At 45.0% G+C, this 22,685-nt stretch carries 15 protein-coding genes, 10 tRNA genes, 2 rRNA genes, 1 pseudogene and 1 riboswitch (1 of these 29 running past the window's edge); of the genes and pseudogenes, 8 read left to right on the plus strand and 20 right to left on the minus strand.

The genetic code is table 11. The features are described from left to right. The first annotated feature begins 45 nt into the window (after positions 1–45). The gene (locus U9M73_RS12010; protein WP_323077439.1) at positions 46–2,205 is read left to right on the plus strand and encodes a copper-translocating P-type ATPase; all 2,160 of its coding nucleotides are present in this window, start codon (positions 46–48) and stop codon (positions 2,203–2,205) included. Positions 2,206–2,350: 145 nt separating this feature from the next. On the opposite strand, the gene spoIIP is transcribed toward U9M73_RS12010, so the two are convergent. The 4 genes from spoIIP to U9M73_RS12030 form a co-directional block, all read right to left on the minus strand. Further along, entirely contained in the window at positions 2,351–3,319 is a 969-nt protein-coding gene (gene spoIIP, locus U9M73_RS12015; RefSeq protein ID WP_178020446.1) for a stage II sporulation protein P, read from the minus strand. Further along, positions 3,264–3,881, minus strand: coding sequence for a class I SAM-dependent methyltransferase (locus U9M73_RS12020; protein ID WP_127575679.1), 618 nt, complete (start codon positions 3,879–3,881; stop codon positions 3,264–3,266). The genes spoIIP and U9M73_RS12020 overlap by 56 nt, the downstream gene beginning before the upstream one ends. A 147-nt stretch (positions 3,882–4,028) precedes the next feature. Further along, complete coding sequence (locus tag U9M73_RS12025) at positions 4,029–6,419, minus strand: heavy metal translocating P-type ATPase (RefSeq protein ID WP_127575680.1); 2,391 nt, start codon at positions 6,417–6,419, stop codon at positions 4,029–4,031. Then, the gene (locus tag U9M73_RS12030; protein ID WP_127575681.1) at positions 6,412–6,780 is read right to left on the minus strand and encodes an ArsR/SmtB family transcription factor; all 369 of its coding nucleotides are present in this window, start codon (positions 6,778–6,780) and stop codon (positions 6,412–6,414) included. Before U9M73_RS12030 ends, U9M73_RS12025 begins: the two co-directional genes overlap by 8 nt. A gap of 243 nt (positions 6,781–7,023) precedes the next feature. Between U9M73_RS12030 and U9M73_RS12040 the strand changes: the two are divergent. The 3 genes and pseudogenes from U9M73_RS12040 (at position 7,024) to U9M73_RS12050 (ending at position 11,132) form a co-directional block, all read left to right on the plus strand. Beyond that, positions 7,024–9,944, plus strand: a pseudogene (locus U9M73_RS12040) (Tn3 family transposase). After that, complete coding sequence (locus U9M73_RS12045) at positions 9,941–10,504, plus strand: tyrosine-type recombinase/integrase (protein WP_255315307.1); 564 nt, start codon at positions 9,941–9,943, stop codon at positions 10,502–10,504. The pseudogene U9M73_RS12040 and the gene U9M73_RS12045 overlap by 4 nt, the downstream one beginning before the upstream one ends. Before the next feature lie 451 nt (positions 10,505–10,955). Continuing rightward, positions 10,956–11,132 carry a hypothetical protein gene (locus U9M73_RS12050; protein WP_178020448.1) on the plus strand — a complete coding sequence of 59 codons (177 nt, stop codon included), beginning with the start codon at positions 10,956–10,958 and terminating at the stop codon, positions 11,130–11,132. Between the two features lie 190 nt (positions 11,133–11,322). On the opposite strand, the gene U9M73_RS12055 is transcribed toward U9M73_RS12050, so the two are convergent. From U9M73_RS12055 to U9M73_RS12065, 4 genes are all read right to left on the minus strand, one after another. Then, positions 11,323–11,919 carry a response regulator transcription factor gene (locus tag U9M73_RS12055; RefSeq protein WP_323079124.1) on the minus strand — a complete coding sequence of 199 codons (597 nt, stop codon included), beginning with the start codon at positions 11,917–11,919 and terminating at the stop codon, positions 11,323–11,325. After that, complete coding sequence (locus U9M73_RS12060; protein ID WP_323077443.1) at positions 11,807–13,336, minus strand: sensor histidine kinase; 1,530 nt, start codon at positions 13,334–13,336, stop codon at positions 11,807–11,809. The genes U9M73_RS12055 and U9M73_RS12060 overlap by 113 nt, the downstream gene beginning before the upstream one ends. Before the next feature lie 105 nt (positions 13,337–13,441). Then, a riboswitch (cyclic di-GMP riboswitch) is annotated at positions 13,442–13,527 on the minus strand. Positions 13,528–14,340: 813 nt separating this feature from the next. Next, a complete protein-coding gene (locus tag U9M73_RS22200) occupies positions 14,341–14,553 on the minus strand; it encodes a GNAT family N-acetyltransferase (protein WP_371859506.1) in 213 nt (70 codons plus the stop codon). A gap of 54 nt (positions 14,554–14,607) precedes the next feature. Then, a complete protein-coding gene (locus tag U9M73_RS12065; RefSeq protein ID WP_127575685.1) occupies positions 14,608–14,793 on the minus strand; it encodes a hypothetical protein in 186 nt (61 codons plus the stop codon). Between the two features lie 152 nt (positions 14,794–14,945). On the opposite strand from U9M73_RS12065, the gene U9M73_RS12070 reads away from it, so the two are divergent. The 4 genes from U9M73_RS12070 to U9M73_RS12085 all read left to right on the plus strand — a co-directional run bounded on the left by U9M73_RS12070 (position 14,946) and on the right by U9M73_RS12085 (position 19,583). Continuing rightward, entirely contained in the window at positions 14,946–16,220 is a 1,275-nt protein-coding gene (locus tag U9M73_RS12070) for a hypothetical protein (RefSeq protein WP_127575686.1), read from the plus strand. Positions 16,221–16,339: 119 nt separating this feature from the next. Continuing rightward, a complete protein-coding gene (locus U9M73_RS12075; RefSeq protein WP_127575687.1) occupies positions 16,340–16,975 on the plus strand; it encodes a hypothetical protein in 636 nt (211 codons plus the stop codon). A 419-nt stretch (positions 16,976–17,394) separates the two neighbouring features. Continuing rightward, entirely contained in the window at positions 17,395–17,721 is a 327-nt protein-coding gene (locus U9M73_RS12080) for a hypothetical protein (RefSeq protein ID WP_127575688.1), read from the plus strand. Positions 17,722–17,762: 41 nt separating this feature from the next. After that, positions 17,763–19,583: a hypothetical protein gene (locus tag U9M73_RS12085; protein WP_127575689.1), complete on the plus strand. Its 1,821-nt coding sequence runs from the start codon at positions 17,763–17,765 to the stop codon at positions 19,581–19,583. Positions 19,584–19,807: 224 nt separating this feature from the next. On the opposite strand, the gene U9M73_RS12090 is transcribed toward U9M73_RS12085, so the two are convergent. The 12 genes from U9M73_RS12090 to U9M73_RS12145 form a co-directional block, all read right to left on the minus strand. After that, positions 19,808–19,889, minus strand: a tRNA-Leu gene (locus U9M73_RS12090). A 287-nt stretch (positions 19,890–20,176) separates the two neighbouring features. Next, a tRNA-Arg gene (locus U9M73_RS12095) sits at positions 20,177–20,250 on the minus strand. 9 nt (positions 20,251–20,259) lie between these two features. Continuing rightward, positions 20,260–20,334, minus strand: a tRNA-Gly gene (locus U9M73_RS12100). A gap of 16 nt (positions 20,335–20,350) precedes the next feature. Beyond that, positions 20,351–20,426 (minus strand) — tRNA-Lys (locus U9M73_RS12105). 26 nt (positions 20,427–20,452) lie between these two features. After that, positions 20,453–20,529 (minus strand) — tRNA-Asp (locus U9M73_RS12110). A 35-nt stretch (positions 20,530–20,564) separates the two neighbouring features. Next, positions 20,565–20,638, minus strand: a tRNA-Met gene (locus U9M73_RS12115). Between the two features lie 16 nt (positions 20,639–20,654). Then, positions 20,655–20,730 (minus strand) — tRNA-Val (locus U9M73_RS12120). Between the two features lie 27 nt (positions 20,731–20,757). Next, positions 20,758–20,832, minus strand: a tRNA-Glu gene (locus U9M73_RS12125). Between the two features lie 16 nt (positions 20,833–20,848). Beyond that, positions 20,849–20,940: transfer RNA gene (locus U9M73_RS12130), tRNA-Ser, on the minus strand. A 66-nt stretch (positions 20,941–21,006) separates the two neighbouring features. Beyond that, positions 21,007–21,079: transfer RNA gene (locus tag U9M73_RS12135), tRNA-Asn, on the minus strand. Between the two features lie 5 nt (positions 21,080–21,084). After that, positions 21,085–21,201 (minus strand): 5S ribosomal RNA (gene rrf / locus U9M73_RS12140). Positions 21,202–21,340: 139 nt separating this feature from the next. Next, a 23S ribosomal RNA gene (locus U9M73_RS12145) occupies positions 21,341–22,685 on the minus strand (it continues 1,714 nt past the right edge of the window).

Genomic DNA, 22,685 nt, shown 5'->3' on the forward strand with positions numbered 1-22,685 from the left:
AAATTAAATACTTAAAAATAACAAATTATGCGAAGGAGCAAGATCATGAATAACAATCATAAACATGATCAAAGCGATCATTCCCGTCGTTCTTCTGAACATCAACATAAAGAACAGCACCACGAACCCAACGAACACCAACATCACCAACATGATGAGCATGAGCAACATCAGCATGTAAGACACGAGGATCATCATCAGCATGATGAGCACCAACATGGAAACCATGTTATGCACGCTGGCGGACATGATCATTCCGGCCATCATGGGCATATGGTTGAAGATTTTAAGAAACGTTTCTATATATCCTTAATTATCACGATTCCGATCCTAATCATTTCCCCAATGATTCAAATGTTCATGGGCGTAAGCTGGCGATTTCCGGGGGATACATACCTTCTGTTCCTCTTGTCCTCATTTGTCTTCTTCTATGGGGGCTGGCCTTTTATTAAAGGGGCTAAGGATGAACTTTCCGTAAAAAACCCGGGCATGATGACTCTCATCTGTCTCGCCATCGTTGTTGCGTATGTTTACAGTACAAGCTCTACTTTCGGACTCACCACGACAGACTTTTTCTGGGAGCTTGCCACGTTAATCGACATTATGCTACTCGGGCATTGGATTGAGATGAAGTCCATCATGGGGGCCACTAAAGCTTTAGAGGAGCTCGCAAAACTTATGCCTTCCGATGCACATTTGGTAAAAGAAAGCGGCGAGATTATCGAAATCGATGTCACTGAACTAAAAAAAGGCGATATCGTACTCGTGAAACCGGGTGAAAAAGTTCCGATCGACGGTCAGATTACTGAAGGCGAAACCTTGATTGATGAATCGATGCTGACCGGCGAATCCGTACCGAATGCAAAACAAGCTGGCGACCAAGTCATTGGTGGTTCCATTAACGGTCAGGGCTCTGTCAAGATTTCCGTTCAGAGCGTAGGCAAAGAAACGTACCTCTCGCAAGTGATTGCACTCGTTCAAGAAGCCCAGGCTTCCAAGTCCCGAGCACAGGATCTGGCGAACCGTGCCGCTAAGTGGCTCTTTTACGGTGCATTGGTGGTAGGGATTCTCACCTTTTCCGCATGGATTGCACTCGGGTATTCGCTCTCCTTTGCTTTGGAACGTATGGTTACCGTGTTGATAATCGCATGTCCACATGCGTTAGGGCTCGCCGCTCCGCTTGTTATTGCAACTTCGACATCGCTTGCCGCGAAGAACGGGCTCTTGATTCGCAACCGAACCGCATTTGAAGGTGCACGGAATATCCAAGCCATTGTGTTCGATAAAACAGGAACTTTAACCAAAGGGGAATTCGGGATTACGAATATCCATCTCGGAAACGTATCTTCCGAGACGGAACTTCTTACCAATGCAGCGAGCGTAGAGACACATTCCGAGCATCCAATCGCCCGAGGCATTACAAAAGCTGCAAAGGAAAAAGGGATTCAGCTTAAAGAAGTGACTGACTTCAAAGCACTCCCGGGTAGTGGCCTCCAAGGGGTTGTGGATGGTAAGGAAATTATGGGGGTAAGTCCTGTATACGTAAAGGAGAAGCACCTTCCGTTTGATGAGGTACGCTTTAATCAATGGTCGCAAGAGGGGAAAACCGTTGTCTTTATCCTCGTTGATGGTCAAGTGGCCGGGATGATCGCACTGGCAGATATGATCCGAGATACAGCCAAAGATGCCGTTCAGGAACTGAAAGATATGGAAGTTAAATCCATCATGTTAACGGGGGATAACCAAAAGGTAGCCCAATATGTCGGTAAGCAGCTAGGCTTGGATGAAATCTTCGCCGAAGTTCTCCCCCATCAAAAGTCGGATAAAATCGACCAGATTCAAACAAAAGAAGGTTTGCGTACAGCGATGACCGGAGATGGAGTTAACGATGCTCCAGCGCTTGCCAAGGCAGATTTAGGGATCGCGATCGGTGCGGGCACTGATGTGGCGATTGAGACAGCTGACGTCGTACTTATCAAGAGCAATCCGCAAGATGTCGTCAATATCATTAAGCTTTCCAGAGTGACCTATCGCAAAATGATGCAAAACTTATGGTGGGCGACAGGTTATAACATCGTTGCCATCCCGCTTGCTGCAGGCGTCCTAATGCCGTTTGGAATTATTCTGGACCCCGCGATCGGCGCCATCCTGATGTCTTTAAGCACCGTCATTGTAGCCATCAATGCCAAATTATTGAAACTATAAGCAAAAAACTCCTGCCATTTCGGCAGGAGTTTCTTGGCCTAAGAATGTATCAAACTTTGAACCAGAAAGTCCTCATATTCAAAATATTTACATAAAGCTTATCCTTTCGGCCCGCGGTTAATAGGGCATTATCAAATCATGTTTATTAAATGGCCGAATTATGATCTTCATGCCAAATTTCATGAATCACATCTGCCAAAATCGATATCGTCCGATAATTTTCTTCTAATACGTTTTCTACACCGCCGATTTCAATGAGTGCGCTAAACTCGGCAAGCGATTGATTATATTGACCATTCCCGCTGGAATGATCCTTTTGGTAAATGACCTTGGAGATTCCAGGTATTTTTTCGTTTAATTTATTCTGTAACCGAGTTGCAAAGTTTTTGGTTTGTTTCCAATTGGGATTATCCCGTCCGACAACAAAATATAACTTAGCGTAATTCACATTGTTGTACAGAATGGTTGTTTTATTTCTTGATTCCGAATCTCGATGTATATCAAATACATATTCTATGGATTTATGTTTAGAGAGCTCCTTGCTCAATGTAGCCTTGGAATAGGTGTACGATTTTACGTACTCGAAATTACTTATTTTACTAGGATAATCATCAGCAGATTGGACCACACTCACTCCTTTTGCCTTTAATTTTTTGGATAGATCCTTTCCCAATAAAGTAACGTTTATTTTGGATTCGAAGGCCTCATTGGGAGCGGTTTTGCCTTGAAGTTCCGGCAGCCAAGATTCACGATTATGGGTATGGTAAATCAGAACTCGAGGTTGTTCCGATTGTACTGCCTCTCTATTTTGAACCATCTTTTTTGCAACTGGGGATACCACTGGATTTTTCACGGAAGATATTAGTTTCGGCTTCTCTACTTTTGTTGTCTTGCTTGATCTATGTATGTTAGTCTTCTCTTCCATTACCATCTGAACCTGACCTTTTTCTGGTAAGGTAGGCGCCTTAGATCCGTTTAGTTCAATGTACGCGGGAATGGCTTTTAGGGGTGTACCAGCGTCGCTGACACCACCCGCAAACGTTTGGAAAAAATACGGATCAAATTTTGCGAAGTACTTTTTTTCGATACATGCCGTTAAACAGGGCTGAAGCATCTTCCTCCACTCGAAAATGGTTTTTGTACGGCATGATAATTGGTTCAAAATGACGGCCGATATCGGTACCCATAATTGCTATAACAGGACGTACGATTTTTTTTATTAAAGACAAATCCTCGGATGGTGGGGCAAATTTATCGAAGATAACTATACGTCCCCCTGTTCGCGTAACCCGAATCATTTCTTGAAAACATAGATCCGGATTGGGGACGACGGATAAGATCAGGTTTGCAATGACCATATCAAATGATTCAGGTGAAAAGGTCAAATCTTCCGCATCCATCTCCATGAACTTAATGTTTGGGGAGTCATATTTTTTCTTGGCTCGATCAAGCATTTCGGGTGAAAGGTCGATTGCTGTTACAGAAACATCCTTGCCCATAATGAATCTCAGGTCTGCTCCGGTACCGACACCCACAAAAAGAATTTTGCTTTTAGGCTTAATTTCGAGACTCTCAAAAATCTTTTTCCGAGCCTTTAGAAAAGGCCCCGAATTAAAGAGGTAATCATAGAAGGGTGCCCAAAATCGAAAGATCACTTTATTCCAATGATTATTCATATTCGACTACGTTCCTTTACCTTTAATAGACGAAGACTATTAACATAACAATATGTGAGAATGGCCAAACAAAACGCCAGCCATTCACAGTTACGTTTTAACAGAAAAATGGGGCTGCCCATTAGACTCGCAGCAGCCCTTTACTTTTTATTCTTTCGTGCGCATGAGTCGTAAACCGTTTAATGCAACCAGGAGCGTTGCCCCCATATCGGAAAGGATGGCAATCCACAGCGTGAGCCAGCCCGGAATAACGAGTAGCAAAGCAATCAACTTAATTGCAAGTGCAAAGGTGATATTTTGTTTGATGATGCGAAGTGCATTTCGGCTTAGTTTTATCGCGAAAGGCAGTTTTCTTAAATCGTCACCCATCAAAGCCACGTCTGCCGTTTCCAGCGCCGTGTCCGTACCGGCTCCGCCCATGGCGATGCCAACCGTGGAAGCTGCCAGCGCCGGGGCATCATTGACACCATCCCCAACCATTGCTACGTTCCCGTAATCGGATCTCAGTTGTTTAATAAAGTCTAATTTATCCTGCGGCAGCAGTTCTGCCTGAACATCCGATACGCCAACTTGTCCGCCGATGGCCTTGGCCGTACCTTTGTTGTCACCGGTAAGCATGATCGTTTTTTTGATGCCAAGCTGATGCAACTTTTGAATAACCTCTTTACTTGACTCGCGAACTTCATCCGCTACCGCGATTACTGCGAGAATGGCACGATCCGTTCCGACAACCATGGCCGTCTTGCCTTGGTTCTGTAGACTAGTGACCAACTGCTCCTGCTCGCTGCTGAAAAGAGCGGTTGGCATTTCCTTAAAGAGTTTCGGATTTCCAATGTAAAAGGTCGTTCCGTTGACAATACCTTTGATCCCTTTCCCTGTAATGGACGAAAAATCTTCAACCTTGATATCCGAATACGAAATGTCCTCTTCCTCCGCTTTTCTCATGATGGCTGAGGCAAGCGGATGTTGGGAACGATACTCTAATGCAGTAATGACGGACAACAATTCCGACGCATTGGTCTCCTTGCTAAATACGTTGTAATCCGTTACTACAGGGACGCCTTTTGTCAGGGTTCCGGTTTTATCAAACGCAATGGCCTTTAAGGCCCCCATTTCTTCGAGGTAAACGCCGCCTTTGATAAGGACGCCTTTTTTCGCCGCATTTCCGATAGCCGATACGATGGAAATTGGCGTCGAAATAACGAGTGCACACGGACAACCCACGACAAGTACAGATAACCCTTGATAAATCCAAGCAGCCCAGCTTCCATCAAATAAAAGCGGCGGAACGATTGCGACTAAAGCGGCCACGATCATGATGATGGGTGTGTAATACTTTGCAAATTTATCAACAAAGGCTTGCGAAGGTGCGCGTTCACCCTGTGCTTCCTCAACCAGGTGAATAATCTTTGCAATAGTGGTATCATCCACAAGCTTCGTTACCTTTACTTCAAGCAAACCTTCTTCATTTAACGTACCGGCAAAGACATCGTCATCAACCGATTTTTCAACTGGCACGGACTCACCGGTAATCGCTGCCTGATTAACGGCAGAGTAGCCACTGACAACCACACCGTCCATAGCGATCTTTTGACCGGGTTTCACGATCATGATGTCGCCTACCGCTATGTCATCCACATGAATCATTATTTCTTGCCCGTTGCGTCGGACCAGTGCTTCTTTTGGTGCGATGTCCATTAAGGAACGAATCGATTGTCTTGCCCGATCCATCGAGAATCGTTCCAGGGCCTCACTAATAGCGAACAAAATAACGACAATTGCGCCTTCCGCCCATTCCCCAATGATCGCCGCGCCGATAATGGCTACGGTCATCAGGGTTTTCATGTCAAATTCAAATCGCAATAAGTTCTGAAAGCCAACTTTAAAGAGTGAGAATCCACCGATGATGATCGAGGCTGCAAATAGCAAGGAAGTAACCAGGTTTTCTTCACCATTTACATACTGGGAAAGGTAACCGAACACCATCAGTAAAGCTGCATTCAATAACGTGCTGTGCTTTTTATAAAATGGCTCTTTGACTTCCTTTTTAACTTCTTGGGCAGCTCCCCGTTCGGCTTTTTCCGGGGTTACTTTCAGATTCTCAAAGGCGCCGGCTTTCTCCAGTTCTTCAATTGTTGCATTGCCATAAACGGCAATTTTCGAAGCTCCAAAATTCACTTTGGCATCTCGAACGCCAGGAATCTGTTTAACATTATTCTCAAACTTTCCGGCACAATTCGCGCATGTAAATCCCTGAACATTGAATACTTGTTTGCCCTCGGTCACAATCGGGTTTGCCGCACGTACAGGCTTTTCCGGGACGACTTTCAAATTCTCAAATGCCCCAGCTTTCTCCAGTTCTTCAACCGTTGCATCGCCGTAAACGGCGATTTTAGACGCACCAAAATTCACCTTCGCATCTTGAACCCCGGGTAGCTGCTTTACATTGTTCTCAAACTTTCCGGCACAATTCGCACATGTAAATCCTTCAACGCGGTATACGTGTTTACGATCTGAAGATTCCGATACTCTACTCAACGCCAACAACCTCCTTCTGATGCTTCATGGCGAGCCTGATCATTTGTTTGAGCTGCTCGTCTTCCAGTGAGTAGAAAACAAGCTTCCCTTCTTTGCGGTACTTGGCTATGCCCATATTTCGCAGCAGCCGTAAATGATGGGAAGCTGTTGCCATGGTGGAGCCGATAATATTGGCTACATCACAAACACAAAGTTCATCCTCATCGCAAAGCGCATAGGCCACTTTCAGCCGCGTATGATCAGCGAGAACCTTAAAGATTTGGGTCATATCTTTAAAATTATGTCTATTTAGCTTTTCTTTTACCCGATTGACCTTATGCTCGTCAAAACAAAAGATCTCGCAAGTATCTACATGTTCCACGGAACCACCTCAATCAAATATTTGTTTGATTATTATCATACAACACTTTTTCAATTATTCAAATACTGATTTGATTATTTCGCAGAAATGTCTAAAATATTCAAGTTCCGAAAATCTTTTTGGTATCGGAACTTCGTTGTGATCAATCGATGATTTGCCTAATTATAGAAGGCAAGATACACTAACTTCATTTTGATTGTTCCGATACTGACCATTATAGGAACTTTATCCGGAGGGGATATCATGAAACGAAATTGGGAACTGGATGAGTTGATTGAGCATTTCACCATACTCCCGAACGAAATGAAGTTGATAGAAAATAAAACGGGGGAAACCAGGATTGGATTTGCTGTGTTATTGAAGTTTTTTCAAAATGAAGCCCGTTTTCCGACGCACAAGTTCGAGGTCCCCAAAGCTGTGATTGCCTACATTGCCAAACAGATTTTTTCCGATTCGGAACTGTATGCCAGGTACGATTGGTCAGGGGCCTCTATCACGTATCATCGGACACAGATCCGCAAGTTCTTTGGCTTCCGTGAGGATACGATAGAGGACGTAGAGGAAATGACGACATGGTTAGGCCAACATGTCCTGCATCATGATCATGATATTGAACACCTAAAGGAACATGTCTACAGTCGATTTCGTGAGCTGAAAATCGCACCTCCTACCCCAGAGCGCATCGAACGGCTCATTCGATCCGCCACGAAGAAAGTTTCTTCCAAACGACCTATCAAAAACTGCATTCCTCACCCCTGACCAAGCTAGACTCTTTGATTGATCGCATCGCTTATTTGGGAACCGATGACGAAGAGGCTTCCGGAGAAGAGCATGGACAGTTATCGTTTCATGAATTGAAAGCTGATCTGGACGAGCAGGACTTGAGAGTGTGTTAAAAGAAATCAATAAGCTTCGCACGATTCGAAATTTAGAACTTCCGGTCGATTTGTTTAAGGATATTCCTCCTAAAGTGCTGAAGAAATATCGGCAGCGTGTGTCCACTGAGGATATTCGGGAGTTGCGCCGTCATCCTGCGCCGATTCGATACATGCTACTAGCGGCTTTCTTTTGGCTCCGCAGCATGGAAATATCGGACAACCTGGTCGATCTCCTTATTCAGATCATTCATCGTATCGGGGTTGGTGCAGAATGCAAGGTAGAAAAGGAAAGTCTGAAGGATTTACGAAGAGTCAGTAACAAATACGGGATCTTGTTTAATCTGGCGCAAACCGCGATCAGCCATCTTGATGGCATCATCAAAGACGTGTTGTACCCGGTCGTCTACGAGCAAACTTTAAAGGATCTGGTGAAAGAATTTAAACATACCGGTCCAGCTTACCGCGAAAAAATCCATACCGTCATCCGGGCCTCCTATGGCAGCCATTACCGTCGGATGGTTCCGGAAATTCTCTGCATTCTTAATTTTCGTTCCAATAATGAGGTTCACCAACCTGTTATACGTGCATTGGAGTTGATCAAAAAGTACGCAGACTCCGGTCTGCATTATTTCCCTTTATCTAATGACATTCCGATCGATGGTGTCATCCGTACCGCATACAAAGATATCCTTATCGAAAAAGACGACAAAGGACAGGAACTGATGAACCGAATCAATTACGAGATCAGCGCTTTATAGATGCTGCGGGATAAATTGCGTTGCAAAGAAATCTGGGTACCTGGAGCTAATCGGTACCGGAATCCGGATGAAGATCTTCCGTCCGATTTCGAAGAACGTCGCGAAGAAAACTACAAGGCACTGAATCAGCCCTTAGCTGCGGATTCGTTTATTGCTGCACTGAAACAAGTGATGATTCAAGGACTCGAAAAGCTGAATGATGGCATGCCCAAGAACCCCAAAGTGCGAATTACAGAAAAGGGAAACGGCTGGATCTCTGTCTTCCCTTTGGAGCCGCAGCCAGAACCGACCCATTTAGCACGAGTAAAAGTTGAAATTGCACGTCGCTGGCCGATGACCAGCCTGCTGGACATATTTAAGGAGACAGATTTGCGTGTTTCATTTACGGAATAATTCAAGACGGTGGCCAACCGCGAGATTTTGGATCGGGAGACGCTGCAGAAACGCTTGATTCTTTCTCTTTACGGTTTAGGAACCAATAATGGCTTAAAACGGGTCAGTACCGGTGATCATGGTGAGAGCTATAAGGATCTGCTTTATGTGCGGCGCAAGTTTATTCACAAAGACAACCTGCGCAATGTCATTGCTGAAGTGTTCAATGCGATCTTTCGGGTACGGATGCAGGATATATGGGGAGAAGGAACAACTTCTTGCGCCTCCGACTCCAAGAAGTTCGGGGCCTGGTATCAGAATCTGATGACAGAGTGGCATGTTCGGTATCGTGGCCGCGGCGTGATGATTTACTGGCATGTCGAGAAAAACTCTACTTACATCTACTCTCAGCTCAAATCATGTTCTTCTTCCGAGATTGCAGCTATGATCTAAGGGCTGCTTCGACACTGTACCGATATGGAACTAGAGAAAAACTATGAGGATTCTCACGGCCAAAGTGAAGTCGCTTTTGCTTTTTGCAATTTGTTGGGTTTTCAGCTCATGCCGCGATTAAAAGCGATCCACTCCCAAAAGCTGTATCGTGCGGAGGCAGGAATGACAGATGCTTACCCTCATCTACAAACGGTGCTGACACGTCCGATCAACTGGAAGCTGATCCGGCAGCAGTATGACCAAATGATGAAATATGCGACGACTTTACGCTTGGGTACTGCAGAGACTGAAGCCATCCTGAAACGATTCACCAGGAATAACCTGAAGCAACCTAAATAACCATCTTCCTCTGTAACTATTTAAACTCCGAGGAGTTGCGCCGCGAAATCAACGAGGGATTAAATGTCGTAGAGAATTGGAACTCGGCCAACAGCTTTATTTTCTATGGAAAAGGTGGAGAAATTGCCACGAATCGCATGGAAGATCAGGAAATGGCCGTATTATCCTTGCATCTGTTACAAAATTGTCTGATGTACATCAATACCATCATGTTTCAAAATGTGTTATCGGAGAATGGTTTGACCTGATGACTCCAGAAGATTCACGGGCTTTAACTCCGTTAATTAATACCCACGTGAATCCGTATGGCATATTCCGTCTGGACATGAAGGAACGAATTCCGTTAGAAGGTGAATTGGCATGATTGAAAAACGTGTATCTGCAAAAAAGAAAGCCCGCGAATTGGCAAAATACCTGCGGGCAGAACGGCCTGACTATGCTTACCTTAAAAGACTGTTTCATCACCTCAGAGATAGGCTTGAAATCGAAGTGCCGAAAGCTTCAAAAAAATTGCCCTATGTCCCGACCGAAGAAGATTTAAAACGATACTATGAGGTCGTCTGGAAGGCAAAGAATTTTCAGGATATGGTGATCGTGAAAACCTTGATGTATACCGGCATCCGCGTCAGTGAATTAATCCATATAAAACTGACGGATATCGATTTTAATTACTGCCAGATCCGGATTAACAAAGGGAAAGGGAGCAAAGATCGGATTGTTCCTTTCCCTCAGTCCTTCAAAGAACTGCTGGCCATGCATGTAGATTCGATGAGAAAGAAACAGGCTGTGTATTTATTTGAGTCCTTCTGGAAGAAAAAATACACGGATCGGGGAATCCGAAAGATTTTGGCCAAGTATTCCGAGGAAGCCGGACTGACTCAGAATTTATCACCACACAAGCTCCGCCACTTCTTGCTAACCTGACAGAAGAAGCAAGGAATCGACGATGCGTTGATTCAGCCATAATCCGGCCATGAAAGTCAAAAATCGCTGGAAGTCTATTCAAAGCTGGCGATCACTGATGCGCAGCTTGAATATAATCAGGTTATTAATAAATTCCCAGTTAACCCATACGTTTGCTGGTAGTATCAGCGACGCTGGTACTACCTCTTTTAATGAGACAAAGAAAGAAGCTAGAAATACGGACAAGCAGATCCCTTTCAATTTGGTTTGCATCATTGATCCCCTTCTCTTCGTTTTTGATGACTACTCTATTTTTATTCGTAACACTGATAGAATAGAACGAAATTAAAAGAGGGTTCAGTTGACGGCAATAAGAAGATAAATATGTTTCACTACATTAAATCCACATAGGAACGACACAAATAAGTGCTACGATAAACGAGTAGCAAAAATTGATTGAGGAGGAATATCTATGGCAGTAAACGGTGTGTCGAGTTCAGCAATGCCAAGGAATTGCGGGATGGAAAATATGCACGGAGGGACTAAGAAAATATCGTCAAATCACCAACATACTGAAACAGTACATCAGCAGCACAAGTCAGAGATACAGGATCAGTATCGCGGACAAAAGATAGATACTAAAGCATAAGTGTTCCGTCAGAAATCAACCGACGGTTGGCTACGCAGGCCCTGGCGGATTGGCACGCACGACAGCCTCAGTTCTTCGATGGTTTTCTACGAGAGTGCTGTACCTAAATAGATGCCAATTAAATAGAATAGCACCTAACCTGTAATGGTTAGGTGCTATTCGCGACTTTCAATATCAATACACATGGACGCTATAATATCCCTTTCATTTTTGCTTTCTTGGCAGCTTCCCTGCCGGTGTGCACCTTCAGTTTTCGAATCACTCGGTTCACATGTTTTTTGACAGTACTCTCTGTTATATGCAAATGTTCCCCAATTGCGGAACGGGTATGACCATTGTGAATAAAACGGAGGATTTCAACTTCGGTTCGCGTTAATTTTTGGCGCATTTCTTGTTGCTTCATTCGTACAAACTCGGATCGAAGCACGCCTGCGGCAGAAGCATGAATGGAGGATAGGCCCGCATATGCGGCTCGAATAGCCTCCGGAATATCTTCAAGCGCCGTCTTGAGAATATAATTGAAAGCACCGTTGCCGAACGCCTCAGAAACGATCCCTGCCTGATCTAATACTGTAAGCATGATGACTTTCGCATTACTCATGCTGCCAATCTCGAGCGCCGCGTCAAGCCCGTCTGCCTTTTTCCCATCCAGCACCACATCCAATAGCACCACATCAATGTCTAACATACTGACAATGCGAATTGCATTGACTTTCGTCTGAGCCGTTCCGACCAAAAACAAATCCTGTTCCCGATTCACCGTTTCGGATATATATTCGTTCCACACCGGATCGTCTTCCACCAATAGTACTTTGATCTTGCTCATGGTCTCCCTCCCATCGGTTCAATGACGGTGAATGACGAATGACTCTTTGGATGGGAAAATGAAGCGTAAATGACGTACCGATTCCGATTAGACTTTGTACCTCGATGGACCCCTGATGGTGTCGCATGACTTCATGACTGTAGAATAACCCCAATCCATCATTCCCTTCGTTCGATTTGGTTGTAAAGTGAGGTTCAAATATATATGGCATGGCTTCCGGAGCGATGCCGCAACCGGAATCACGAACGGTAATATCCATCGTTTCTTGCGAGAGATTAGACGTTATAGTCAGACACCCTCCTTCGGACATCGCTTCAATGGCATTATAGAAGAGGTTCTTCATGACTTGTTGCACGTGAACAGAATCACAATACAAAACAATCGATTCATCCAATTTTTTTCGGACTTTAAGATTCTTGCTGCAAAATTCTCCCGCCAAGCTATCCAATAGTTGCTCAACGAGTTCATTTATAATACATGACTGCTCGTATAATACCAACTGTTGTGATGAATGACGAAAACGGAAAGCTATTGCTATTATCCGCTCGGTTGCATCGATTAGATGAGATGTGTCCCGATACAATTCCTGTTGCTCGGTTTGTTGGGCAAGATTAAATATACGTCTGGCTGCGACCTGTATTTTTCCCAGTTCACTTTTTAAAGCATGATAGAATTGAAATATAAGCGGAGTGTTCCCATATGGTTCTTGGGGTGTAGATTCCAATCGGATTCGGACACCCAATACACCGTAACGAACAACAAATACATAAAAGCAAATGCATACTGCCGTTAAAACAGCACGTTTGGTATCAAAGGGCGGATAGAATCGGAGCAAAGGCAGAATATAATCGAAAAGCAGTACAAAACTGATCGACGGTACAACAATCCAACAGACCACACGGTGTTGCTGTCTGATCCTCTCATCAACTTCACGGTATGCCAACCTCAAGCATGGCACTGCTGCGGTAGCGTAATAAATCATCGCCCAGAGCGGTATCGGATGTGTATCACGTGAAGCCTCTGAAGGTAGAAGAAACATGATCAGAACCGGGATCAGTGCCCCAACGATTGTGGAGCGCTTCCAACCCTTTCGCCGTTGAAACCATCCCGCATAGCTCAAGCTGAACATCAACAACGAATAAGGAGGCATGTACAAGGCTAAGAAGTAAAAAAACTCTTTTACCCATTCCAGTCCGGCTATAATTGAATCGTTTGCCAAAGGGACAATTGCGGGAATTATCTTCTCATCTATGGCGATAGTCAACTCTCCAAGTACAGAGAAAAAAGCGACTGAACCGGCCCAACGATTTGGCTCGCTTCTCGGATTGGTGAATAGCAGAATGGCGGTCATCAACAATAATGACAATACAAGCACCACTTCAGTTCCCTCCCTCGATGAGGTTCCTCGGCTTATTCGGAATCGGACATAGACGACAAAAAAGACACGTACCCTAACGTGCCTTTTCTCCAGAAGCCTGCCTTTTAGGGTAACCCGGCGATCATAGCCTTACGGCCGCAGACCCGTGGCTTTGCGTCCCCGTCTTTCGAGCGGGTTTGCCATTTTTCCTTCAGCTCATATTTATTTGGACAACCAATCGGAGATTACTTCATAACCCATTCGTCCATGGCGATGATCGAATCCCTCACCTGACCACTATAATGTCATTTAACAGCCACCAGGTGCTACTACCTAACATAGATTCGACATCAAAATCCCTCCCTCTTTTCAAGTCCTTCATTAAGATAAGCAATAGAAGCACAGTTTCGACCGAAAAACGGACCTTTGTCCTAATAACAAGCGGGAAGATATAGTCCAAATTCCTGTCTAATCCTCGCTTTATAGACATATTATACTAGAAGATTCCAGCTTTTGCGAGAATGGAGTTACAAAACTTTCCTTATTTATTTTCATCTCGAAATCGTAATATCCGAATTGGAAATATGGATTTCGAACAGCAGCGACTTTTCGTTTTCTGTAACATGTGCAAGCATTTGTTCATAAATTAGAATCAAAGCAAATCACCTGCTTTATAACCCCTTGCCCTTTTCGCTTGGGGTTCTTCTTTGTTTTTCTGTAACAGGCCATCCGTGCGGAGTTTTCGAAGAACTCCAAAGTCCTGCGAATCTGGCTTTGTATCAAAAATGGTAAAAAGGGCGTTTGACTATAGGCATTCGCCGGATACGGTCTAGGTATCTAACCATAGAATGATGCTGTAAATCAATTCGAAATGGGAGTGATCAACCGAAACCAAGTTCTAGGTTAGCCAATAATTTGTTACGAGTATCGGAATATTACAGAAATGATCAATGTAAGCATTAACTCCCCCAACTCTCTCGAAGTTGGGGGTACTTTTTAGATCTAAAATATACTATAAAAAGTAATTATGATCTTACTAGCAGTAAATGATAATCAGGCGACGCCTCTATTTTGAGAACCTCTTGAATAATTGGACTACTAGGGACATTAATGAAACCCATTTTCCTTGCCAATCCAATACTCGCCTCCGTGTTAGCATTTTCGATACAAATTCGTTCAAAACCTTTGCTTCTGGCATAATTTTTTAACCATTCGATCACTATTGTCCCAATCCCCATCCGCTCAGGGGCCAATGCAATAACACCAATAATCAGGCTTTGATAATAGACACCTTAATGGAAATAAAGCTCTGAACGTAAGTCTAGTCTAACTTTTCCTTCGGCAGAATTGATTTCAACTTTTCTTAGCGACCTTCCACCTAAATAATTTTGTACTTCGACCTTATCAGAGGTCAACTGTTCTAACAAAAGACGTAAACCATCAAAATCAGTATCTGGTATATCAAATGATTTTAGCATTGTACCATCCTCTTTCTTAATATTTTTCTAAACTTCAATAGGTATATTTCTATGCATAACAAACCCTTCTCTCTTTCAGTTACTACACCAGAAAGGATTTTTACTAACCATGTCGAAATTGGTAATTTAATCATAAGATAAGGATGATGGACATGGGAGAGCGTATCTTACATTGTGGAACTTCTTTGGAAAATTATTATACATGCGTCAATCAACAAGTAGCCGGCTTTACGAAAAGAGTCGCTAACGTGAATGACCGGGTCTATATTGTAGTGAAAGTAGGAAATAAATCACTATGCGGAGCTCGCGGTAAACTAAAAGAACCTACCGATTTTCGGCCTTGGAAAGACAGCGATCAATATCCTCAATGTTTCACTCTTTGCGAAATCGAATACTGCCAACCGTTTGACATCAGCATTCTGGAGCAAGCCGGTGGAAAGTATTGGAGCCTCAAATATGTGCAATCCGCAAAAACCATAACCGATGAGACGGCTCTGCAGTTGCTTCAGACTGGCTTTGAACAAAATCGAACCAATGATCTGTTCAAATTCGAACAGCCTTTTACGATTAACTGCAACGGTAACCCTTCTGATGCTGAAGAGTGGTCCACGGATGAGGTGACTGAAGAAAATTACCAAGAAGTCTTGAACACTGTTCCCGATGTTAAAATCAACATCACGAGCACCTATGTCACGGTCAAATTTGAGAATGAAACAGACAAAATCAAAGGACTGGAGCCGCTGGTCAACGCTAACTTTTATCATTTATTCGATGATTTTTCCGAGCATCGGTCCGTGCTTATCCCACAAAACAGAATGTTTATGACTGCCCCTAAAAAAGATGCTAATAACAAAATGATCGCTGGGATCAGCGGTTACCCAGATGCAGTGCTCGTCCGCTTCATTCCCGATAATAAAACGATGCCCATTCAAGTTAACTTAATTGAATACGAATGTTATGGACGATACAAAAAAACACGTTTGGAAAAATTCGAGCATCTAAATGGACACATTATCCCGCAGCTAATGCGGTTTGCATCCACTTTTAGCATTGCTACAGACACGAAAATCAGAGAAGATACAATTCATAAGTGGTCCGGAAAAATCATCAAATACATCAACGAGGATGATTCGATCATGTCCAAAGCAGCGACGTGGATGCACGAACTGGACCCCGAAATCAAAGAACAGAACATTTCATACAATCTTCACAGCTTGCTGGACAAGGCATTCCGTTCTAATTTAAGGATCATTTTAATTATAGATGAATTAACCTCCGAGCAAAACGAAACCATCAAAAATATCATCAACTCATTCAAATTGGAAAATAAGAAAAGCACCGACTTCTTGAGCTTCGTAGTCAAACTGCAGCAAAAAATCGATTTGCTCAACAATACGGAGGAATACGCTCTTTCACTTCAAAAGTGACTGGAAGTAGCTGAGATCGTTTTTTTCTGTTGGAATATGAGAATTGACTTTACCGGTAGAAGATCATGCCCCAAAAAATGGCACGAGCCGTCAGGCAACGTGCCGAAGGAGTTAGAATGATGGAGAATAACAAAAAAGTATTTGTACCTGATGATAAAGGGAATAAGAAACAAGGGATTGACCTTGGACATTACACGCATATTCGTGCGTATCATGCCTGTCGTCCTATTGATATGGAAAGCTACTTTTCAGAGGGCATAAAGCCTTTTAATGTAGAGGAAATGCGTCAAATTGCCACTGCCACATTTGGAATATCAGTAAACACAGTTATGGATTACGACCCTACACTGCAACCTTCCGATTCCAAGCATGTCTATTTCAGCTTGTTTAAAAAAGAACTCCTGGGCGAAAGCGGACACTATTTATGTTGGGGGAGTGAATACCTTGCCGCAATTGCTGCACAATTAGATAAAGACATATATGGGAAATATCACGATATGCTATCCAGTACCGGAATCCCCACTATTTTTGTTTGTGATGTCCCGCTAGAATTATTGCCTCAATGGCAAATAGACGATATATCTGAACACTATGATCCTCATGACAGTAACTCTGCATGCTGGATTTCAGAAAGGTTAAAACCTGAATATATTGTTGCTCATGAACATCCTTCAAAAATATATAACCCTGTCCAAAGAAGCCAGTATATAAATAAACAAACCCACTGCAAATGGTGCGTCCCTGTGCAAAAGTAGCATCGGGCCAGATTGGCCCGATGTCTTGTGACTATACTTTAAAGATAACCTCTTTCTCGACTAGTGAATAGACAAAATCCTGAATATCTCGATAGATTATATTTTGAGGATTAAAGACTAAATTAAGAACATAATGCGCGGCTTTTCGCGACTCCCACTTATTTAGGTCATATATGGAGAACTTCATATCTTTTTCTCGATAGGAGAAGCTTCCAAGACGATTCTCAGCAAAGCCAAACTCATCTGGATACACAGACATGACCGATGCTAGGTATTCTTCTCGTGGTTGATGAATAAGAATTTTCGAATTTCGGAAATATTGTACGAGAAAGTTTATGGTATACCGAAGACCAATATCTTTCTATAGATTGTCGCCAGTCTGATTGTGACGTCGGAACCGGATCAAGGAGGTGAAACGTATGGTGAAGTATTCGGATGAAGAGATCAGAAATATCCCCAAAATCACAATAAAAATCGCTGCAGATTATTTGGGTATATCCCCGAACATGCTGACACTCGGCATGCGCAACGACTTGTTGCCCATCGGTTTTGCGGTCCGCAACGAAGACCGCTACAGAGAAAGTTGGTCCTATACCATCGTGCCGGAACGTCTCATTGCTTATAACCACGGAAAAATCAATGCTGTCCAGGTCGAGAATATCGAGAAAAATTTGAATACGATTATTAATCAATTCGAGGAAATGAAACGGGACCTGGTTTTTCTATTAAGCGAAAACGAGGGATAGGGGGAATCAAACAATTTGACGCTATTCTCGCACCACAGACAGTGAATGAACCGCTAAAAGAAAGTGCTGCGGCGGGTACTGCTGATGCGGAAGAAGAAAATCAACAAGCCATGCAAATAGAACAGGAGGTCATGTCTGAGCCAAAGGCTCGCATTTCTACTGTTGCAAAGAGCTTATCCAAGGAAGGGAAGGAGGTGAACGCTGTGCCAGAGCATTCGGAGATCGTAATAACACGTAAGCAATTATACGATGAAATCTGGGAAATGTCTGTCGCCGGAGTAGCCAAAAAATATAATCTTCCCTATGCTCATCTAATGAAACAGATTAAGGAAGCTGGCATTCCGATTCCTCCGTCCGGATACTGGACCAAGCTCAATTTCAACAAGCCTGTAACCAAACTGGAACTACCGGAACCGGCGGATGAGAGGATTTTCATTTACAGAACCGTACCGGCCGCTCGTAAAAAGAAACATCGAGCGATTTCTGAAAAGGATTCCGTTAGAGCGGAGATGGAAACAGCTGTCGGCGAATCTTCACCAACGCTTGAATCTTCTGTGTTACTAGTCGAGGAACAGACACCGTCCGTTTCAGTAGACGATACCAGCGAATCTACTCAAACGGTCGGACAACCTGAAACGTACGAGCAATCTGGACAAACCTACAATATTTATGACAGAGAAACCTTGTACAAAGAAGTATGGATGGTGCCGGTAACCGAAGTAGCGAAAAGATATGGTGTCTCGGATGTTGCGATCCGTAAAGTCTGCCAGTCCTTTGATATTCCCACACCTCCGGTCGGATACTGGGCCAAGCTTCGTGCGGGTAAACTGGTTAATCCAATACCACTCCCGATAAGCAGCAAGCCCGCTAAGAAATCAGGCGTAAGAACCGGAACTGAGTATACACCTCAGATTGAAAAAGAGACTCTCGCATTTCTGAATGAGAAAGAGAGAACAGTCGTGCTTTCCACTGCAACACAAATCAGGATACCTAACGAAAACGCGAAGATGCACCCAACAATTGTTGCTCATCGCAAAGAAGTCATGGAATGGAAAAAAAAACGCAAAGAACAAGAAGCAATAGGCTTCAATCGGCGTGCCAAGGATTCTCCTCTCTTTCTTGCCGACACGGTGTCCGAAGAAACATTACCTCGGGTGTTACATATAATTGATGCGCTAATCAAAGCCATGGAGCCGTTAGGATGTTCGCTTACCAGCGATCTTAAATTTATAGTCAACGGGGAAACTGTCTCTATATCGGTTTCAGAAGCGCAAGACGAGGTCAAGCATATTCCCACGAAAGAAGAAAATATGCAGCTTCTGAAATATGAGGAAGACAAGCGCCGCAGTTCATGGGCGTCAAAGCCAAAAATCAGAAAGTATGACTATGTTTACAATGGCCGAATCAGCTTTTCAATATATGCCGCAAAAAACTTTCGCGATTGCAAATCATACGTCATCGAAGATCGCCTTGGCGATATCATGATTGCGTTTTACGAAGCTTCCGATATTCGCCGACAAAAGCGCGAGGCCCGCGAGGAAGCTGAACGTAAACGCCAGGAAGAAGAGCGGCGAAAAGAGGAGCGAAGACAACGCTTTAATGCTGAAGTGGAGCAAACGCTCGCTTTGGAAAATCTTTCGGAGGACTACGATACCGCCTGCAAAATAAGGCGTTATATTGCCGCAGTGGAGGCATCCGGAAACCTCGATCCCAAGTCGATGAAGTGGGTGGAATGGGCGAAAGCCAAAGCGGACTGGTATGACCCAACGATCGCGAGAGAAGACGAATTTTTCGGAAAACGCGATCATGAAAAGAACTCGGATCAGAAGAAGCTGGAGCGCAACAGCTACAAATGGTGGTGAAGGGCAGGCAGATCAAAGCAAGCGGACTATCTCTAGGTTCGCTTGCTTTGTTTTTTATCGAGATCGTTTTCCAAAAATGTGTTCTTCACCGAACTATACTTTTAGGTTGATCCCGAATATCTCTTCTAAACAGCTCGATGTCGTACTGTTACTGCCAATCCATAATGTCCTGAACATTAAAAAAGCCCTTTGGATTCCTGATCCCAAGAGCTTGATTTCATTGTTGGTACCGGCGAGAGGACTCGAACCTCCACGGTTTCCCACTCGATTTTGAGTCGAGCGCGTCTGCCATTCCGCCACGCCGGCACAATAAAAATATATAATTTGTCATGCTTGACTTGCATGCTACATCGAGTTATCCTCGACACACCAGCCGCGTACAACCTGACCGCGTTACATCTAAACAAAAGCGCAGTCCTCCAAAATCGGCTGAATTTTGGGGAGTTTGGTGCGGGTCCACCGACTAAAGCGCGGTGCCCTTTTCGGAAAACCTTTATATATCAAGGAACGGAATGGTTCGGCGCGTAAAACATGAGGCGCGTACAATTTTGAGTCGCGCGCGTCTGCCAATTCCGCCACACCGGCAAAGGGAACGCGCCCTAAGAGATTCGAACTCCTGACCTTTTGATTCGTAGTCAAACGCTCTATCCAGCTGAGCTAAGGGCGCGTATTAAGATGGAGCGGACGACGGGAATCGAACCCGCGACCCTCGCCTTGGCAAGGCGATGCTCTACCGCTGAGCCACGTCCGCATAATAAATATGAAACTGGTGAGCCATGAAGGACTCGAACCTTCGACACCCTGATTAAAAGTCAGGTGCTCTACCAACTGAGCTAATGGCTCGTACAAGTCTTAACTAAGAAGATAAATGGCGGAGCCGACGGGATTCGAACCCGCGGTCTCCTGCGTGACAGGCAGGCATGTTAGGCCTCTACACCACGGCTCCACACGAGAATAATGCCATCCTCTTGAAGAGGATAATTGCGGGGGCAGGATTTGAACCTGCGGCCTTCGGGTTATGAGCCCGACGAGCTACCGGGCTGCTCCACCCCGCGTCAGTAATAAGAAGTATGGTGGAGGCTGAGGGGATCGAACCCCCGACCCTCTGCTTGTAAGGCAGATGCTCTCCCAGCTGAGCTAAGCCTCCAGATCTGGGATGACTAAAGAAAAGAGATGGTGACCCGTAGGGGATTCGAACCCCTGTTACCTCCGTGAAAGGGAGGTGTCTTAACCCCTTGACCAACGGGCCATATTCAAGTCCTTGCTGGCGGAGAGAGAGGGATTCGAACCCTCGAGACGCTTGTGACGCCTACACGATTTCCAATCGTGCTCCTTCGGCCAACTCGGACACCTCTCCATAAGAGTTGGTTTCCCCGGAAGAGAAGGAAATATGCAAAACATATATCCTTCCTTCCAGGATAGACTCCCCGAACAGGACTCGAACCTGTGACAACTCGATTAACAGTCGAGTGCTCTACCGACTGAGCTATCGGGGAACATTGCTTGGCAGCGTCCTACTCTCCCAGGACCCTTCGGTCCAAGTACCATCGGCGCTGGAGGGCTTAACGGTCGTGTTCGGGATGGGAACGAGTGGAACCCCTCCGCCATTGCCACCAAACAAGATTTTTGCGCTGCTTTTACTTCCGCGCTTTCCGCTTCAGCAAAAGATCAAACCTTATAAAAGGCTTGCAGCTAAAAATCGGTTCAAGGTTGAATCCTTGAAAACTGGATACGAAACTAGATTTGCATTTTATTTTTTGGATAAGCCCTCGACCGATTAGTACCTGTCAGCTCCATGCCTTACGGCACTTCCACCTCAGGCCTATCAACCTTGTCGTCTTCAAGGGGTCTTACATACGGGGAAATCTCATCTTGAGGGGGGCTTCACGCTTAGATGCTTTCAGCGCTTATCCCGTCCGCACTTAGCTACCCAGCTGTGCTCCTGGCGGAACAACTGGTACACCAGCGGTGCGTCCATCCCGGTCCTCTCGTACTAAGGACAGCTCCTCTCAAATTTCCTACGCCCACGACAGATAGGGACCGAACTGTCTCACGACGTTCTGAACCCAGCTCGCGTACCGCTTTAATGGGCGAACAGCCCAACCCTTGGGACCTACTTCAGCCCCAGGATGCGATGAGCCGACATCGAGGTGCCAAACCTCCCCGTCGATGTGGACTCTTGGGGGAGATAAGCCTGTTATCCCCAGGGTAGCTTTTATCCGTTGAGCGATGGCCCTTCCATGCGGTACCACCGGATCACTAAGCCCGACTTTCGTCCCTGCTCGACTTGTCAGTCTCGCAGTCAAGCTCCCTTCTGCCTTTGCACTCTTCGAATGATTTCCAACCATTCTGAGGGAACCTTGGGGCGCCTCCGTTACTCTTTAGGAGGCGACCGCCCCAGTCAAACTGCCCACCTGACACTGTCCCCGTACCGGATCACGGCACCAGGTTAGAACCTAGATACGATCAGGGTGGTATCCCAACGGCGCCTCCACCGAAGCTGGCGCTCCGGCTTCCTAGGCTCCCACCTATCCTGTACAAATCGTATCCAAGTCCAATATCAAGCTGCAGTAAAGCTCCATGGGGTCTTTCCGTCTTGTCGCGGGTAACCTGCATCTTCACAGGTATTAAAATTTCACCGGATCTCTCGTTGAGACAGCGCCCAAGTCGTTACGCCATTCGTGCGGGTCAGAATTTACCTGACAAGGAATTTCGCTACCTTAGGACCGTTATAGTTACGGCCGCCGTTTACTGGGGCTTCGGTTCACAGCTTCGGGCTAAACCCTAACCGCTCCCCTTAACCTTCCAGCACCGGGCAGGCGTCAGCCCGTATACTTCGCCTTGCGGCTTCGCACAGACCTGTGTTTTTGCTAAACAGTCGCTTGGGCCTTTTCACTGCGGCCCCCTCGGGCTATTCACCCTACCGAGGCACCCCTTCTCCCGAAGTTACGGGGTCATTTTGCCGAGTTCCTTAACGAGAGTTCTTCCGCGCGCCTTAGAATTCTCTTCTCGCCTACCTGTGTCGGTTTGCGGTACGGGCACCTTCTCCTGGCTAGAGGCTTTTCTTGGCAGTGTGAGATCATGACCTTCGGTACTGTCAAT

The organism is Paenibacillus phoenicis, assembly GCF_034718895.1.
In the GTDB taxonomy this organism is placed as follows: domain Bacteria; phylum Bacillota; class Bacilli; order Paenibacillales; family Paenibacillaceae; genus Fontibacillus; species Fontibacillus phoenicis.

Excerpts from the sequence above, each read along its gene's own strand:
- U9M73_RS12010 (WP_323077439.1), top strand. The coding sequence starts at position 46 with ATGAATAACAATCATAAACATGATCAAAGCGATCATTCCCGTCGTTCT.
- spoIIP (WP_178020446.1), bottom strand. The coding sequence starts at position 3,319 with ATGCTTCAGCCCTGTTTAACGGCATGTATCGAAAAAAAGTACTTCGCA.
- U9M73_RS12020 (WP_127575679.1), bottom strand. The coding sequence starts at position 3,881 with ATGAATAATCATTGGAATAAAGTGATCTTTCGATTTTGGGCACCCTTC.
- U9M73_RS12045 (WP_255315307.1), top strand. The coding sequence starts at position 9,941 with ATGATTGAAAAACGTGTATCTGCAAAAAAGAAAGCCCGCGAATTGGCA.
- U9M73_RS12050 (WP_178020448.1), top strand. The coding sequence starts at position 10,956 with ATGGCAGTAAACGGTGTGTCGAGTTCAGCAATGCCAAGGAATTGCGGG.
- U9M73_RS22200 (WP_371859506.1), bottom strand. The coding sequence starts at position 14,553 with ATGGGGATTGGGACAATAGTGATCGAATGGTTAAAAAATTATGCCAGA.
- U9M73_RS12065 (WP_127575685.1), bottom strand. The coding sequence starts at position 14,793 with ATGCTAAAATCATTTGATATACCAGATACTGATTTTGATGGTTTACGT.
- U9M73_RS12070 (WP_127575686.1), top strand. The coding sequence starts at position 14,946 with ATGGGAGAGCGTATCTTACATTGTGGAACTTCTTTGGAAAATTATTAT.
- U9M73_RS12075 (WP_127575687.1), top strand. The coding sequence starts at position 16,340 with ATGGAGAATAACAAAAAAGTATTTGTACCTGATGATAAAGGGAATAAG.
- U9M73_RS12080 (WP_127575688.1), top strand. The coding sequence starts at position 17,395 with ATGGTGAAGTATTCGGATGAAGAGATCAGAAATATCCCCAAAATCACA.